This is a genomic window from Poseidonocella sp. HB161398 (assembly GCF_005870025.1).
Classification (GTDB): domain Bacteria; phylum Pseudomonadota; class Alphaproteobacteria; order Rhodobacterales; family Rhodobacteraceae; genus Mangrovicoccus.
The window spans coordinates 1-14,185 of sequence record NZ_VATA01000102.1; the positions used below are offsets into that span (position 1 = coordinate 1).

Sequence of the window (14,185 nt, forward strand, 5' to 3'; positions counted from 1 at the left end):
GCGGCTACCACCGTCGCAGCAGGGTGGAGATATGAGCCGGATCAGGAAAAGGTCCGGGAGACCTTTTCCCCGGCGATTGGATGACCTGCGTGAAGCTGCCGGGCCAGAGGCTGATCTCCGTTCGGCATCGGCCTCGGACCGATGGCGGTCGAGGCCTCACCTTCGACCGCCAGGTTGCCGAGGTCCAGCTCCGCGCATTCGCGGCCACGCTCTGACCGATGGCGCTGGCCGCTCATTCATGAACCGCTTCACGGCCCTCGGCATCCCGATGACCGTGGCCGCAGGATAGATGTGTCCGGGGAAAGGGGAACTGCGGTCGCCAGCTGATTTGCGCGACAGCGCCCCTCGTGGCAAGAAAGCGCCGGAAAGTTGCGTGGCCGCCCGCAGAACGTCGCATGCCGTTCCATGCGCCTGACTATCTCTGCAGCCTGCTAGCCCGTCGTGTCGAAGCTGCCATGGACGGAGAGGTTGTCCTCGGGGGCGAGCCATGGCGGGTTCTCGGCGTACATCTCCTCGATCAGCCGCTTCACCAGGGCGACATAGGGCGAGGAGTCGCTGGCGCGGTGGCTCAGCACCACCGGCGACGTCGCCTGCGCGCCCTCGAGGATGCGGTAGCGGATATCGGCGCGCAGCCGCCGCGCGGAGGCCGGGACGACGCAGAGCCCGACCTCGGCCGCCACCAGGCCGAGCGCGGTCTGCAGCTCGCTGACCTCCTCGAGCTCGGAGGGCCGCACGCCGTGGCCGTTGAGGAGCTGCAGCACATGGTCGGCATAGCTCGGCCGCGGCTCCTTGGGATAGACGATCAGCTTCTGCCCGGCCAGCGCCTTGACCGGCAGCGCGGCGGCGGAGGCGGCGAAGGCATGGCCCTCGGGCAGGGCCACCGCCAGGCGCTCCTCGCGCAGGACGAGGCCGGTGACGGCCGCATCGCTGTGGCGCAGCCGGCCGAAGCCCAGATCGATCCGGCCCTCCTTCAGCGCGTGGATCTGCTGCAGCGAGACCATCTCGACCAGCCGGATCTCGAGCCCGGGCGAGGCATGGCGCATCTTGCGCACCAGCGAGGGCAGGCCGCCATAGAGCGTCGAGGGCACGAAGCCGATCTTCACCACGCTGTTCTGGCTGCGCCCGACGCGGCGGGTCGCCTCGGCCATCTGCTCGACCCGGCCGAGCACCTGCAGCGCCTGCTCGTGGAAGAGCCGCCCGGCATCGGTCAGCCGCAGGGGTCGGCTGCCGCGCAGGATCAGCGTCACGCCGAGTTCTTCCTCCAGGAGCTGGATCTGGCGACTCAGGGGCGGCTGGGCGATGTTCAGCGTCTCGGCCGCGCGGGTGAAATTGCGCTCTTCCGCCACGGCGGCGAAATAGCGGAGCTGCCGCAGATCCATGGTCCTTCCTCCTCCGGGGTGCCTCCCGCACCCGTCCTCAAGGGTATGCTGCAGCGCAAAAACGTCTGAATCAAGGGTGATTTTCGCGCTTTCATACCTTCAGGGTATAGTAGCGGACTGAAACGGTCTTGGACTTGGCACGCCGGACGGGTGCAACCTTTCCTTGCAAGGCCCCGATCCCGCCGCCCGGCGCGGCAGGGAGGGACCCGCAGGCCCTGTCCGGAGGAGGAGAGGCGCGGGATCCGCGAGGGGAGAGGACAGAGGAGGAGACAGCCATGCGCAGCCATTTCCGGCCCAGTGCCATCCGACGCGGTCCGCCCGGCCGGGCCTGACCGTTCCCGGCGCCCGCCACCGGCGCCGCCGCGACCCCATTTTCCGCAATCCAGAGGACCGGGACCCCGCCATGGGCTGATCCCGGAAGGAGAGACGCATGTCCGCGATCATCGACAAGGCCCGCGATCTGGGCGAGCTGCTGGCACACGCCGTGGAAGACGACAAGGAGACCGGCCGGTTCCGCTGCCGCCGGGACATCTTCACCGATCCCGACCTTTTCGAGCTGGAGATGAAGCACATCTTCGAGGCGAACTGGGTCTACCTGGCGCATGAGAGCCAGATCCCCGAGCCGAACGACTACTACACCACCCAGATCGGCCGCCAGCCGGTGATCGTCACCCGCGACAAGGCGGGCGAGCTGCATGCCGTGATCAATGCCTGCGCCCACAAGGGCGCCATGCTCTGCCGCCGCAAGCACGGCAACAAGGGCAGCTTCACCTGCCCGTTCCATGGCTGGACCTTCGCGAATTCCGGCAAGCTGCTGAAGGTGAAGGACGCCAAGACCACGCAGTACCCGGAGCAGTTCAACAAGGACGGCTCGCATGACCTGACCCGGGTGGCGCGCTTCGCCAGCTACCGCGGCTTCCTCTTCGGCAGCCTCAACCCGGATGTCGCGCCGCTCGAGGACTACCTGGGCGAGACCAGGGTCATCATCGACCAGATCGCCGACCAGGCGCCGGAGGGGCTCGAGGTGCTGCGCGGCAACTCCTCCTACATCTACGACGGCAACTGGAAGTTGCAGATGGAGAATGGCTGCGACGGCTACCATGTCAGCTCGGTCCACTGGAACTACGCCGCCACGATGGGTCGCCGCAAGGAAGAGGGCACCAAGGCGGTCGACGCCAATGGCTGGAGCAAGTCGGTCGCCGGGGTCTACGGCTTCGAGAACGGCCATATCCTGCTCTGGACCAATTCGATGAACCCCGAGGTGCGCCCGGTCTGGAACCGCCGCGACGACCTGATCGCCCGCCATGGCGAGACCCGCGCGGATTTCATCACCCGCCAGACGCGCAACCTGTGCCTCTATCCCAACGTCTTCCTGATGGACCAGTTCTCGACGCAGATCCGCGTCACCCGGCCGATCAGCGTCGACAGGACCGAGATCACCATCTTCTGCTTCGCGCCGAAGGGCGAGAGCGCCGAGGACCGCGCCACGCGGATCCGGCAGTACGAGGATTTCTTCAACGTCTCCGGCATGGGCACCTCCGACGACCTGGAGGAGTTCCGCGCCTGCCAGCAGGGCTATGCCGGGATCTCCGCGCAATGGAACGACATGAGCCGCGGCGCGCCCTTGTGGATCGAGGGGCCGGACGACAACGCCCGGGCGATGGGGCTGACCCCGCAGCTCTCGGGCGAGCGCTCCGAGGACGAGGGGCTCTTCGTGCGCCAGCACGCCTACTGGGTCGAGACCATGAAGAAGGCCCTGGCCGAGGAAACCGCAGGCGGCCCGTCCGCTCTGGCCGCCGAATAAGGAGAGTTCCCATGACCATCGTGCACCGCCCCGCCCTGGGCCATGACGCCATCTGCGCCTTCCTCTACCGCGAGGCGCGGCTTCTCGACGACCGGCAATGGGACGAGTGGCTGACGCTCTATGCCGAGGATTGCGACTACTGGATGCCGGCCTGGGACGATGACGACCAGATCACCGAGGACCCGCAGTCGCAGATCTCGCTGATCTACTATCCCGACCGCGGCGGGCTGGAGGACCGGGTGTTCCGGATCAAGACCGAGCGCTCGGGCGCCTCGACACCGGAGCCGCGCACCAGCCACAGCGTGCTGAACGTGGAGATCCTGGAGGATCGCGGCGAAGAGATCGACCTTCGCTACAACTTCCTCACCCTCAACCACCGCTACAAGGTCACCGACCAGTTCTTCGGCACCATCTTCGCCACGCTGCGCGTCACGTCCGAAGGGCCGCTGATCTGCTCGAAGAAGATCGTGCTGAAGAACGACTACATCCGCCAGGTCATCGACGTCTACCACGTCTGACCCCGCCCAAGCCGAACAGGAGGAGGCGCGCATGTCCTACCGCATTGCGCTGAATTTCGAGGACGGGGTGACCCGGTTCGTCGATTGCAACGAAGGGGAGACGGTGCTTGACGCCGCCTTCCGCCAGAAGGTCAATCTGCCGATGGACTGCTCCGACGGGGTCTGCGGCACCTGCAAGTGCCGCGCCGAGTCGGGCCGCTTCGAGCTGGGCGACGATTATATCGACGAGGCGCTGACCGAGGACGAGGCCGCCGGAGGGCTGGTCCTGACCTGCCAGATGACGGTCGAGAGCGACTGCGTCCTGTCGGTGCCGGTGGCCTCGACCGCCTGCAAGATCGCGCCACAGGGCTTCGAGGCCACCGTCGCCGAGATCGCGCCGCATGCGGATGCCGCCGTGGTGCTGGAGCTGGAGACAGAGGCCGCGCCCGACTTCCTGCCGGGGCAGTATGTCAATATCGACGTGCCGGGCGCGGGGCTGGCGCGCTCCTACTCCTTCAGCTCGGCCCCGGGCGAGCGGCGGATGCAGTTCCTGATCAAGAAGATCCCCGACGGGGTGATGGGCAGCTACCTGGCCCGCGCAAAGCCCGGCGACGCGCTGACCGTCACCGGCCCGATGGGAAGCTTCTACCTGCGCGAGGTGTCGCGGCCGCTCCTCTTCCTCGCCGGCGGCACCGGGCTCGCCCCGTTCCTGTCGATGCTCGAAGTGCTGGCGCGGCAGGAGAGCCAGGAGCGGATCCACCTGGTCTACGGCGTGACCCGCGACCAGGATCTGGTGCTGGTCGAGGCGCTGGAGGCCTATGCCGCCCGCCTGCCATGGTTCAGCTACGCGACCGTGGTGGCCGATGCGGGGTCGGCGCATCCGCGCAAGGGCTGGGTCACCCAGCACATGCCGGGCGAGCTGCTGGAGCCGGGCGGCTTCGACGCCTATCTCTGCGGTCCGCCGCCGATGGTCGACGCAGTGCGCGGCTGGTTTGCCGAGAACGGCATCGAGCCCGCGAGCTTCCACTACGAGAAGTTCACGCCGAACGCCGTCCTGAAGGCCACGGCATGACTGCGCCTTTCGCGAACCTGAAGGCCGCGCCGGCCTTCGAGGGCCGCTTCGCCGGCAAGGCGATGGTCGTCACCGGCGCCGCGCAGGGCATCGGCCGCGAGGTGGCGCTGCGTGCCGCCCGCGAGGGAGGGCGGGTGCTTTTCGTCGACCGCGCGGCCTTCGTCGCCGATGTCGCCGCCGAGGCCGGGCCCGGGGCCCGCGCCTTCGAGGCCGATCTGGAAACCCACGAAGGCGCGGCCGCGGCCATGGCCTGCGCGGCCGGGGCCTTCGGCGGGATCGACATCCTGATCAACAATGTCGGCGGCGCGATCCGCATGCGCCCCTTCGCCGAATTCGAGCCCGCCCAGATCGAGGCCGAGATCCGCCGCTCGCTGATGCCCACGCTGAACTGCTGCCACGCGGTCCTGCCGCATCTCTTCGCCCGCGGCGGCGGCACGATCGTCAATGTCTCCTCCAATGCCACCCGCGGCATCCACCGGGTGCCCTATTCGGCGGCCAAGGGCGGGGTGAACGCGGTCACCAGCGCGCTGGCGATGGAGCTGGCGCCGCAGAACATCCGCGTCGTCGCCACCGCCCCCGGCGGCACCGAGGCGCCCGCGCGCCGCGTGCCCCGCAATGCCGAGGGCGACAATTCCGACGAGCAGGCCTGGATGGCCGAGGTGGTCGGGCAGGTGACGGACTCGGCGCTGATGAAGCGCTACGGGACGCTGGCCGAGCAGGTCGCGCCGATCCTGTTCCTGGCCTCGGACGAGGCCTCCTACATCACCGGATCGGTGCTGCCCGTCGCGGGCGGCGATACCGGCTAGCGGCCGGACAGGCCCGGCGGCCGCGGGAGGCGGGCCGCCGGGCAATGCGAATTCTCGACGCGCGAACACCCATAGGGAGGAGACAGATGCGCAAGATAGATGTGACGGACCACATGGACCGGATCCCGTTCGGCCGGTTCCAGTGGATGGTGGTGGCGCTCTGCGGGCTGCTGCTGATCGTGGACGGCTATGACGTCTTCGTGGCGGGCACCGTGCTGCCGCGGCTGATCGGCGAATGGGGCCTGACCAAGCCGCAGGCCGGGGCGCTGCAGGCCTGGGCGCTTTTCGGGATGATGTTCGGCGCGCTGGCGCTGGGTCCGCTCGCCGACCGGCTCGGCCGCAAGAAGGGGATCGCGGTCAGCTTCCTGCTGTTCACCGTCTCGACACTGCTGACCGGCTTTGCCCAGACCCCCGAGCAGTTCAAGGTCTTCCGCTTCATCGCCGGGCTTGGCTGCGGCGGGCTGATGCCGAATGCCGTGGCACTGATGAACGAATACGCGCCGAAGCGGCTGCGCTCCACCATGGTCGCGCTGATGTTCTCGGGCTACTCGGTCGGCGGCATGGTCGCGGCGATGCTGGGCATCTGGGTGATCCCGGTCCATGGCTGGCAGCCGATGTTCTTCGTCGCGGCGCTGCCGCTGGCGCTGCTGCCCTTCATCCTGTGGAAGCTGCCCGAGAGCCTGGGCTTCTTGATCCGCGAGGGCCATCAGGAGAAGGCGCGCGGGATCATGGCGCAGATCGACCCCGCGCTGAAGCTCGGCCCCGCGGACGAGCTGTCCTATCACGAGGCCAAGGGCGGCTCCGCCTCCATCGCCGAGCTCTTCCGCGACCGGCGGCTGGTGCCCACCGCGATGCTCTGGGCCTCGTTCTTCTGCTGCCTGCTGCTGGTCTACCTGCTGTCGAGCTGGCTGCCCAAGGTGCTGCAGGAGGCGGGCTATGCCGAGAAGGCGAGCCTCCTGAACCTCTTCGGGCTGAATTTCGGCGGCATGGCCGGGGCGATCCTGGGCGGACGCCTGGGCGACCGGTTCGGGCTGCCGAAAGTGGTGGTCGGCTTCTTCGTGCTGGCCGCGCTGTCGATCGCCTTCATCGGCTCGACCCCGCCGGCCTCGGTGCTCTTCGCGCTGGTCTTCGTGGCGGGCGCCACGACGATCGGCACGCAGATCCTGCTCTATGCCTCGGTCGCGCAGCTCTACCCGCTCTCGGTGCGCTCCACCGGGCTCGGCTGGGCCTCGGGCGTGGGGCGGATCGGCGCCATCGCCGGGCCAACCATCGGCGGGCTCCTGCTGGCGCAGCGGTACCCGCTGCAGCAGAACTTCCTGATCTTCGCCATCCCGGCCGCGGTTTCGGCCATCGCGATGGCGGTCTTCGGGCTCGCCAATGCCCGCCGCATGGCGGTGCCGGAGGCGGTCGCCACCTGAGCGGACGACACGGAGACGGAGACCGGCCCGGGACGCGGATGCACGCGCGCCCCGGGCCTTCCGCGTTCTAGCGCAGCACGAAGCCGACGGGCGTCGGCACGGGTGGCAGGTCGCGGTCGCCGAGCCCGCCGCGCAGCGCGATCTCCACAGAGGTCGCATAGGCGGTCAGGGGCAGGGCGTTGAGCTTGTCCGAGAAGGGCTCCTCCAGCTCCTCGGCCAGGGCGTCGAGCCCGAAGAAGGCATAGGCGACGAGCCCGGCGGCCAGCGGCGCCACCCAGCCCAGCGTGTCGGCGAAGCCGAAGGGCAGGATGGTGCAGTAGATATAGGCCGTGCGGTGGAGGAGCAGCGTATAGGCGAAGGGCACCGGCGTGCTCGCCAGCCGCTCGCAGCCCAGCAGCGCCTGGGACATCCGGTTCAGGCTCTCGTGCAGCACCAAGGCCTCGACCGTGGTCAGCCGGCCTTTGCGCTCGAGCTCCGAGACGGTGCGGCCGGTCTCGGCCAGGGCGTCGTCGGCGCTGCGGGGGCCTTGGCTGCCGCGCAGCTGCGCCGCCGAGAGCCGGGCGAAGTCGACGACCGGCAGCAGCAGGCGGCGGCGCTCCTCGCTGCCCTCGAGCGTGACGGTCTGGCGCAACAGGTCGCGGGAGGTCTGGATCATCAGCCCCCAGAGCTTGCGCGCCTCCCACCAGCGGTCGTAGCAGGCGCCGTTGCGGAAGCTGAGGAAGATCGACAGCGCGATGCCGATCAGCGCGAAGGGCGAGGGGTCCAGCGACGGGACGATCCCCGGCACGCTGCGATGGAATCCGACCACGGCGACCGAGATCGCCACGATGGCGAGCACCTGGATCCAGATGCGCTGGATGATCGAGCCCTTCAGCACGAAGAAGAGCCCGAACATGCTGGGACGTTTACGGAGGATCACGGGGGGAGGAACCTTCTGCCCGGCCCGCCCCGTCCTGCGCGGAGCGGCTGCCGCGGCGCAGCGCTAGCGCCGTGCCGCGCCGCGGGCAAGCGCCGTTGCGCGGACAGGATGTCCCATTCCGGGCCGGAATGCGGGGTATTGCCCGAGACCCTTCCGGTATTGGACTGGGACCGCCCCGGCGGGCCATTCTGCAGCACAGCGACCGGCCAGGAAAGACCGAGGACATGACCAGGATAGACCGCATTACCACCGAGATCATCGATCTGCCGACCATCCGGGGCCACGTGCTCTCGATGGCGACCATGACGGTCCAGTCCATCGTGCTGGTCCGCATCCGCTTTTCCGACGGCTCCGAGGGGCTGGGCGAGGGCACGTCGATCGGCGGGCTGAGCTACGGCACCGAGAGCCCCGAAAGCATCAAGGCGGCGATCGACAGCTATATCGCCCCCGCGCTGCAGGGCAGCGACGGCGACAATATCTCGGCCGCGCGGCGGCTGATCGAGAAGTCGGTCCGCGGCAACCCGATCGCCCGCGCGGCGGTGGAGATGGCGCTCTGGGACGGGCTGGGGCGGCGGCTCGGCGTGTCCGTGGCGCAGCTTTTCGGCGGCGCCGTGACCGACGGGATCGAGCTGGCCTGGACGCTGGCCTCGGGCAATTCCGAGCGCGACATCGAGGAGGCCGAGGAGATGCTGGCGGCACGGCGCCACCGGCAGTTCAAGCTGAAGATCGGCAAGCGCGCGCTGAAGGACGACCTGGCCCATGTCGGCCGGATTGCGGCGGCGCTGGGCGACCGGGCGCGGCTGACGGTCGACGTCAACCAGGCCTGGGACCTGCAGACCGCGCGGATCGGGCTGCGCGGGCTCGAGGAGATCGGCGTCGCCATGGCCGAGCAGCCGATCGACGGCCGCTTCCGAGACCAGCTGAAATCGCTGACCGACGGCTCTTCCATCGCGGTGATGGCGGACGAGGCGCTGAACGGCCCGGTGGACGCGCTGCGCCATGCCGCCGACCGCGCCGCGGACGCCTTCGCGGTGAAGGTGGCGCAATCGGGCGGGCTGGCCCCGGCCGCGGAGGTGATCGCCATCGCCCAGGCGGCGGGGATCGGTCTCTATGGCGGCACGATGCTGGAATCGGGCGTGGCCACGGCGGCGGCGCTGCAGCTCTTCTGCACGGTGGAGCGCTGGGACTGGGGCTGCGAGCTCTTCGGGCCGCTGCTTTTCACCGACGAGATCCTGGTCAAGCCGCTCGAGGTGAGGGATTTCCGCATCCTGCTGCCCGAAGGGCCGGGGATCGGCGTCACGCTCGACGAGGAGAAGGCCGCCTATTACCGCCGCGGCCGTCCCGGACCCGCGGCCGCGGGCATCGTCGCCGAATAGCGCGCCGCCCGGTTCAGACCAGCTTCCGCGCGACGGACTGGGCGATGCGGACGAAGTTCCGCACATGCACGCCCTGTTCGTCGATGCGGTAGTTCAGCGACAGCTCGGTGCTGCCCAGCTCCGGCTCGAAGCGCAGGTAGCGGATGCCGTTGCGGCTGGCCGTGGAGACCGAGGCGGGGACGATGCACACGCCCTCGCCGATCGCCACGAGGCTGAGCGAGGTCTGCAGATCCATCGCGAAGACGCGGCAGGCGGCCGGAATGTCGAGCCCCTGCGCCGCGCAATGCTCCAGCACGAAATCGGCGTAGCTCGGCCGCGGGAATTCCGGGTAGAGCACGACATTGCGCCCCTCCAGGTCGCCCGGCGCCACCCGGTCGCCGCGCCCGGCATCGAACGTGTCGGGCGCCGCCAGCACCAGCGGCTCGTCCATCAGGCGGATCTTGGCGAATTCGGCATCCTTCAGCGCCGGCCGGGCGAAGGCCAGGTCGATCTCGCGCGCCACCAGCTGGCGGTGCAGCTGGGCATTGTTCATCGGCAGCAGCGACAGGCTGATCTGCGGATAGTGGGCGCGGAAGGACTTCACGATATTGGGCAGGATGCCGTAGGTCGAGGAGCCGACGAAGCCGACCCGCAGCCGGCCTTCGGCCCCCTGGCCGAGGCGGCGCACCTCGAGCTCGGTATCGGCGATCAGCCGCAGGATCTGCTCGCCGCGGGCCTTCATCCGCTCGCCCGCCTGGGTCAGCGAGATCGCCGAACGGCCGCGGTTGAAGAGCAGCGCGCCGATATCCTCCTCGAACTGCTTGATCTGCCGCGACAGCGGCGGCTGGGCGATGCCGAGCCGCTCGGCCGCGCGGCCGAAATGCAGTTCCTCGGCCACCGCCATGAAGTACTTGAGCTGCTTGAGGTTCACGTCCGGTCTCCCGCGGGGCGTCAGCAGGCGCAGACTGCCCCGGATCGCCGTCCCGCGCCAGAGGCCCGGACAGCGGAAAACGCGCGGCCCCCGGCAGATCCTCTCCGCCGGGGGCCGCGACCGTTGCGCCTATGGGACTGTCTATTCGGCGGCGAGCGAGGCGGCCGCCGTGGCGCGGGCCAGCACGAAGTCGAATTTCACGTAGAGATCGGTGCCGAGCTCCCCGGGCGCCGGGACGAACTCGCCGACCAGGCTGTCCTTGACCGCGAAGACGCTGTCATTGTCGAGCCAGTCCGAGGAGCTGTCGAAGATCTGGCTGATCAGTGTCCGGTAGCCGTCCTTGGCGATCATGAAATGCATGTGGCCGGGGCGGTTCGGATGGTGGCCCATGAAGCGCAGCAGCTCGCCCGCGGTCTCGTCCGAGGGGATCGGATAGGGAACGGGGCGGATGGCGCGGAAGGCGTAATGGCCGTCCTCGTCGGTCTCGAACCGGCCGCGCAGGTTGAAATCGGGCTGGTCGGGATCGTGGTTCTCGTAGAGCCCGTTCGGCGCGTCCTCCCAGACGTCGAGGATCACCCCGGCCAGCGGATTGCCCTCGGCATCGCGGATATGGCCCTCGAAATACACGCTTTCCTGGGTGTCGAAGGCCTTCTGCACGGTCGAGGCGCCCTTCGGCAGGACCGGCGGGTTGTCGCGGTAGAACGGGCCGAGCACGGTGGATTCGGACTCCGCGCCATCGGCGACATTGGTCAGCATGTCGACCAGCACCTCGACGCCGACGATATCGCCGAGCAGGATGAATTCCTGGCGCTTGTCATCGCAGGTCTGGCCGGCCCGGGCGAGGTAGTCGCAGGCGGCGAGGAATTCGTGATGCTGCAGCCGGACGTCCTTCACGAAGCCGTGCAGGTGGCGGATCAGCGATGTCATGATCTCGCGCTGGCGGCTGTCGATCTCGCCGTTCTGGCCGAGCGAGGAAATGACGATGTCGGTGATGTTGTCTAGCGTGACCTTGCCCATGGGGGCCTCCTCCTTATGCCGGGCCCATGCCGCTTTGGGCGGGCCTTCCGGTCGAGTGGCAGGTTTGCCGATCCGGCGCGCCGACCCAATGCCCGTAAAAGTATTGCGCGATACTATGCTGCAGCGCAGCAATCGCAAAGCCCGGGAGGGTATCGGCGCATACCCCGCACGATATTGCAAGTCGCGGCGGAAAGCGCAGGTTTGGCGGCAGCAGGCCGCAGAGCCAGGAGGACCCATGCTGGAGAAATTCCGCGAGATTCAGGCGGCGCTGGAAACGCGTCCGCATCTGCACCGCATCGGCGCCTTGTTTTCCGAGACCGTCCTGGTCGAGGTGGACGGCGAGGAGATCTACCTTGTCTTCGAGAAGGGCCATCTGGTCTCGGTGACGCCCGGACCGTCGAAGAAGACGCCCTGGCGCTTCGCCCTCGTCACCGACCGCGCCGCGCTCGAGGCCTTCTGGCAGCCGGTCCCCGCGGCCGGGTTCCACGACATCTTCGCCCTGGTGAAGATCGGCCGGGCGCGGATCCTGGGCGACATGCTGGCGCTGGTGAAGAACCTGCGCTTCATCAAGGAGGTCCTGGCGCTGCCCCGGGCCGCGAGAACGGAGGACGCGGCATGACCGTCGAGGCCATCACCGGGCGCTACCTGACGGCGGAGATCGCCGGGCGCCGCCAGCGCATCTATTTCGAGGAGGCCGGGCAGGGGCGTCCGGTCCTCTGCCTGCACACGGCCGGGGCCGATACCCGCCAGTGGCGCCACATCCTCAACGACGCGGAGATCACCTGCGACCACCGGATCATCGCCTTCGACCTGCCCTGGCACGGCAAGTCGCTGCCGCCGGAGGGGTTCCAGACCGAGGAGTACCTGCTGACCACCGAGGTCTACATGGAATCCGTGCTGAAGGTCGCCGAGACGCTGGGGCTCGACCGGCCGGTGCTGGCGGGCTGCTCGATGGGCGGGCGGATCGCCCTGCAGCTCGCGGCGCGGCATCCTGAGCGGTTCTCGGGCTTCGTCGCGATCGAGGCCTCGGATTTCCAGCCGGCCTGGTACGATATCGACTGGTTCCACCGCCCGGACGCCCATGGCGGCGAGATGGGCGCGGCGCTGGTCTCGACCAATATCTCGCCCTTCGCGCCCGAGGCAGAGCGCTGGAACACGCTGTGGATGTTCATGTCCTCGGGGCCGGGCGTGTTCCGCGGCGACCTGAGCTTCTACACCCGCGACGACAGCCTGGTCGGGCGGCTGAAGGACATCGACACGGCGCAGACGCCGGTGCACCTGATCGTGGGGGCCTATGACTTCACCTGCACCCCCGAGGATGCCCGCCGCACCGCCGATGCCATCCCGGGCGCGACCCTGTCGGTGATGGAGGAGCTCGGCCATTTCCCGATGAGCGAGCACCCGGCGGGCTTCCGTCCGTTCTTCGTCGACGCGCTGGCGCGGATGCAGCCCGCGAAAACGCCCGAACACGCGGACTAGGCTCGGGCCGCCGGTAACGGCACTGTCGTCGCCAAGAGCCTTCAGCCAGCTGATACGATCCCGTCGGCGGGCTGGTCTGGCTCGGGCGGTCCGGCTGCCGTCTTGCTGCCCTGTCCGCAGACCCTCCGGGACCCCGCGAGCCTGCGATCGGCCAGGGGAAACGGTCGGGGTCAGGTCGTAGGCGCGGTCTCCATCCTGAAGGCTGTGCCATCGATCCCCATCCGGTGCATCACGACGGCCATGCGCCCTGCCAGGGCCGCCGTTGCGCGTTTGCGTCCTCGGCGTCTGGCGACGAGGGATGCCCGCGTGCGGAGCGCGCCTCCACGCCCCAGGTCCGGCATGACGGTCGCCGCCCGGCACAGGGCACGCCCGAGGGTCACGTCCCCGGCCTTGGCGATGCGGCCCGGGACATCCCTCTCGCCGGACGGGCTGCGACAGGGCGTCCGTCCGAGCCGAGGGCCGGCATTCTTCGTCGACCGCAAGCGTGCAGCGTCGTCGACGGCAGAGCGGCAGGCAGGCGCGGCGACGGCTCCGGCGCCGGGCATGGCCACCAGGCGCAGGCGGACCGAGCCGCCGCAGGCCATGTGCCGAACCCGCTTTTCCAGCCCGGCCAGGTCCAGGCGCAGGGTCGCGCGCAGGCGCAGCACGGGGTCCGCCACGGTTTCGAGCATCGTGGGACCTGCCCCCGATTCCCGGGTCCGGGCCTCGAACCTGCCGCGCGAGATGGCGTCGGCCGTCAGGCCGAAGTTGCGAAGCAGCCCGCGCAGCGGCATTTCCAGTGCGATCATGCTGTTCCGGTTCGGCTTGCGCGCAGCCAGGATGGCGCGGACCCCCGCCATTCACCCGGAGGTGGATCCTGGTCGTGAAGTGGAAGGCGGATCAGAAAACGATCCGCGGGACCGTTTTCCCGCCCGACAGTCGAGAACGGCGGAAACCTTCTTTCCGAGTCCGCCCTTGAACCCGCTGCCTGCTGACGGGCGCGGATCACCATCCGGCGCTGCGCTCGGACCAGTGGCGCTTGCGCCTCATTGTCGATCATCTGGACACGGGCGGGAACGAGGTCGCTACCGGTGAGGAAGAGCAGGATGCTCTCCCATAGCCCGGCATTCGCCATCGCGCTCGGACCGATGGCGCGGATGGCTCATTCCAGCGCCGGAACTGGCGGTAGACGGACCCCCATTTTCCGAACTCTTCCGGAAGGTTCCGCCACGGAGCCCCGTCCGTGTTCGGCGTTATGCTCGAACCAGTGGCGCATTCACGCCTCACTCCAGAATGTCAAATAGCATGCAAAACTGGCTCTGACTCAATTTTGATGCAGGCCGCGCACGCGCGGCGACTATCTTTTCTGACGTAAGTTCAGAAGGATAAACACGATGGCACGTCTTGACATGAAGGCGCTGACTCCGGTGGGCCTCGTCGTCGAAAATGTTTGCACCCGTTACGGTGCGATCGAGATCAGCGCCCGCTCGACCGCCTCTTCGGCCAGCTGCCCGTGCTGCGGGAGTCGG

At 68.7% G+C, this 14,185-nt stretch carries 13 protein-coding genes and 1 pseudogene; 8 read left to right on the forward strand and 6 right to left on the reverse strand.

Annotated features, from left to right (window positions below):
- Nucleotides 1-431 precede the first annotated feature (431 nt).
- Entirely contained in the window at nt 432-1,379 is a 948-nt protein-coding gene (locus FGX59_RS33915) for a LysR family transcriptional regulator (RefSeq protein ID WP_138472775.1), read from the reverse strand.
- Nucleotides 1,380-1,809: 430 nt separating this feature from the next.
- Between FGX59_RS33915 and FGX59_RS33920 the strand changes: the two genes are divergently transcribed.
- From FGX59_RS33920 to FGX59_RS33940, 5 genes are all read left to right on the forward strand, one after another.
- Nucleotides 1,810-3,183, forward strand: coding sequence for a Rieske 2Fe-2S domain-containing protein (locus FGX59_RS33920; protein WP_138472777.1), 1,374 nt, complete (start codon nt 1,810-1,812; stop codon nt 3,181-3,183).
- A gap of 11 nt (nt 3,184-3,194) precedes the next feature.
- Nucleotides 3,195-3,701: a benzoate 1,2-dioxygenase small subunit gene (gene benB / locus FGX59_RS33925; RefSeq protein ID WP_138472780.1), complete on the forward strand. Its 507-nt coding sequence runs from the start codon at nt 3,195-3,197 to the stop codon at nt 3,699-3,701.
- 31 nt (nt 3,702-3,732) lie between these two features.
- Complete coding sequence (benC, locus tag FGX59_RS33930) at nt 3,733-4,752, forward strand: benzoate 1,2-dioxygenase electron transfer component BenC (protein WP_138472781.1); 1,020 nt, start codon at nt 3,733-3,735, stop codon at nt 4,750-4,752.
- Nucleotides 4,749-5,558 (forward strand): benzoate diol dehydrogenase BenD, encoded by an 810-nt coding sequence (gene benD / locus FGX59_RS33935; protein WP_138472783.1) that lies wholly within the window; start codon nt 4,749-4,751, stop codon nt 5,556-5,558. Before benC ends, benD begins: the two co-directional genes overlap by 4 nt.
- An 86-nt stretch (nt 5,559-5,644) precedes the next feature.
- Nucleotides 5,645-6,976, forward strand: a complete 1,332-nt coding sequence (locus FGX59_RS33940; protein ID WP_138472784.1) for an aromatic acid/H+ symport family MFS transporter — start codon at nt 5,645-5,647, stop codon at nt 6,974-6,976.
- A gap of 67 nt (nt 6,977-7,043) precedes the next feature.
- On the opposite strand, the gene FGX59_RS33945 is transcribed toward FGX59_RS33940, so the two are convergent.
- Nucleotides 7,044-7,895: a bestrophin family protein gene (locus tag FGX59_RS33945; protein WP_138472786.1), complete on the reverse strand. Its 852-nt coding sequence runs from the start codon at nt 7,893-7,895 to the stop codon at nt 7,044-7,046.
- Between the two features lie 224 nt (nt 7,896-8,119).
- Between FGX59_RS33945 and FGX59_RS33950 the strand changes: the two genes are divergently transcribed.
- The gene (locus tag FGX59_RS33950) at nt 8,120-9,271 is read left to right on the forward strand and encodes a muconate cycloisomerase family protein (RefSeq protein WP_138472787.1); all 1,152 of its coding nucleotides are present in this window, start codon (nt 8,120-8,122) and stop codon (nt 9,269-9,271) included.
- A 13-nt stretch (nt 9,272-9,284) separates the two neighbouring features.
- Here FGX59_RS33950 and FGX59_RS33955 read toward each other — a convergent pair whose 3' ends face one another.
- Both FGX59_RS33955 and FGX59_RS33960 read right to left on the reverse strand, forming a co-directional pair.
- On the reverse strand, nt 9,285-10,181 hold the full coding sequence (locus FGX59_RS33955) for a LysR family transcriptional regulator (RefSeq protein ID WP_138472789.1): 897 nt from the start codon (nt 10,179-10,181) through the stop codon (nt 9,285-9,287).
- A gap of 141 nt (nt 10,182-10,322) precedes the next feature.
- The gene (locus tag FGX59_RS33960) at nt 10,323-11,198 is read right to left on the reverse strand and encodes a dioxygenase (RefSeq protein WP_138472791.1); all 876 of its coding nucleotides are present in this window, start codon (nt 11,196-11,198) and stop codon (nt 10,323-10,325) included.
- Nucleotides 11,199-11,433: 235 nt separating this feature from the next.
- Here FGX59_RS33960 and FGX59_RS33965 point away from each other — a divergent pair, with 235 nt between their 5' ends.
- Complete coding sequence (locus tag FGX59_RS33965) at nt 11,434-11,817, forward strand: hypothetical protein (RefSeq protein WP_138472792.1); 384 nt, start codon at nt 11,434-11,436, stop codon at nt 11,815-11,817.
- The gene (locus FGX59_RS33970; protein ID WP_138472794.1) at nt 11,814-12,677 is read left to right on the forward strand and encodes an alpha/beta fold hydrolase; all 864 of its coding nucleotides are present in this window, start codon (nt 11,814-11,816) and stop codon (nt 12,675-12,677) included. The genes FGX59_RS33965 and FGX59_RS33970 overlap by 4 nt, the downstream gene beginning before the upstream one ends.
- A 170-nt stretch (nt 12,678-12,847) precedes the next feature.
- Here FGX59_RS33970 and FGX59_RS33975 read toward each other — a convergent pair whose 3' ends face one another.
- Together FGX59_RS33975 and FGX59_RS39045 are read right to left on the reverse strand one after the other, a co-directional pair.
- The gene (locus FGX59_RS33975) at nt 12,848-13,516 is read right to left on the reverse strand and encodes a transposase (protein WP_138472795.1); all 669 of its coding nucleotides are present in this window, start codon (nt 13,514-13,516) and stop codon (nt 12,848-12,850) included.
- Nucleotides 13,506-13,895, reverse strand: a pseudogene (locus FGX59_RS39045) (hypothetical protein); the annotation flags it as partial. The gene FGX59_RS33975 and the pseudogene FGX59_RS39045, both read right to left, overlap by 11 nt.
- Nucleotides 13,896-14,185 lie beyond the last annotated feature (290 nt).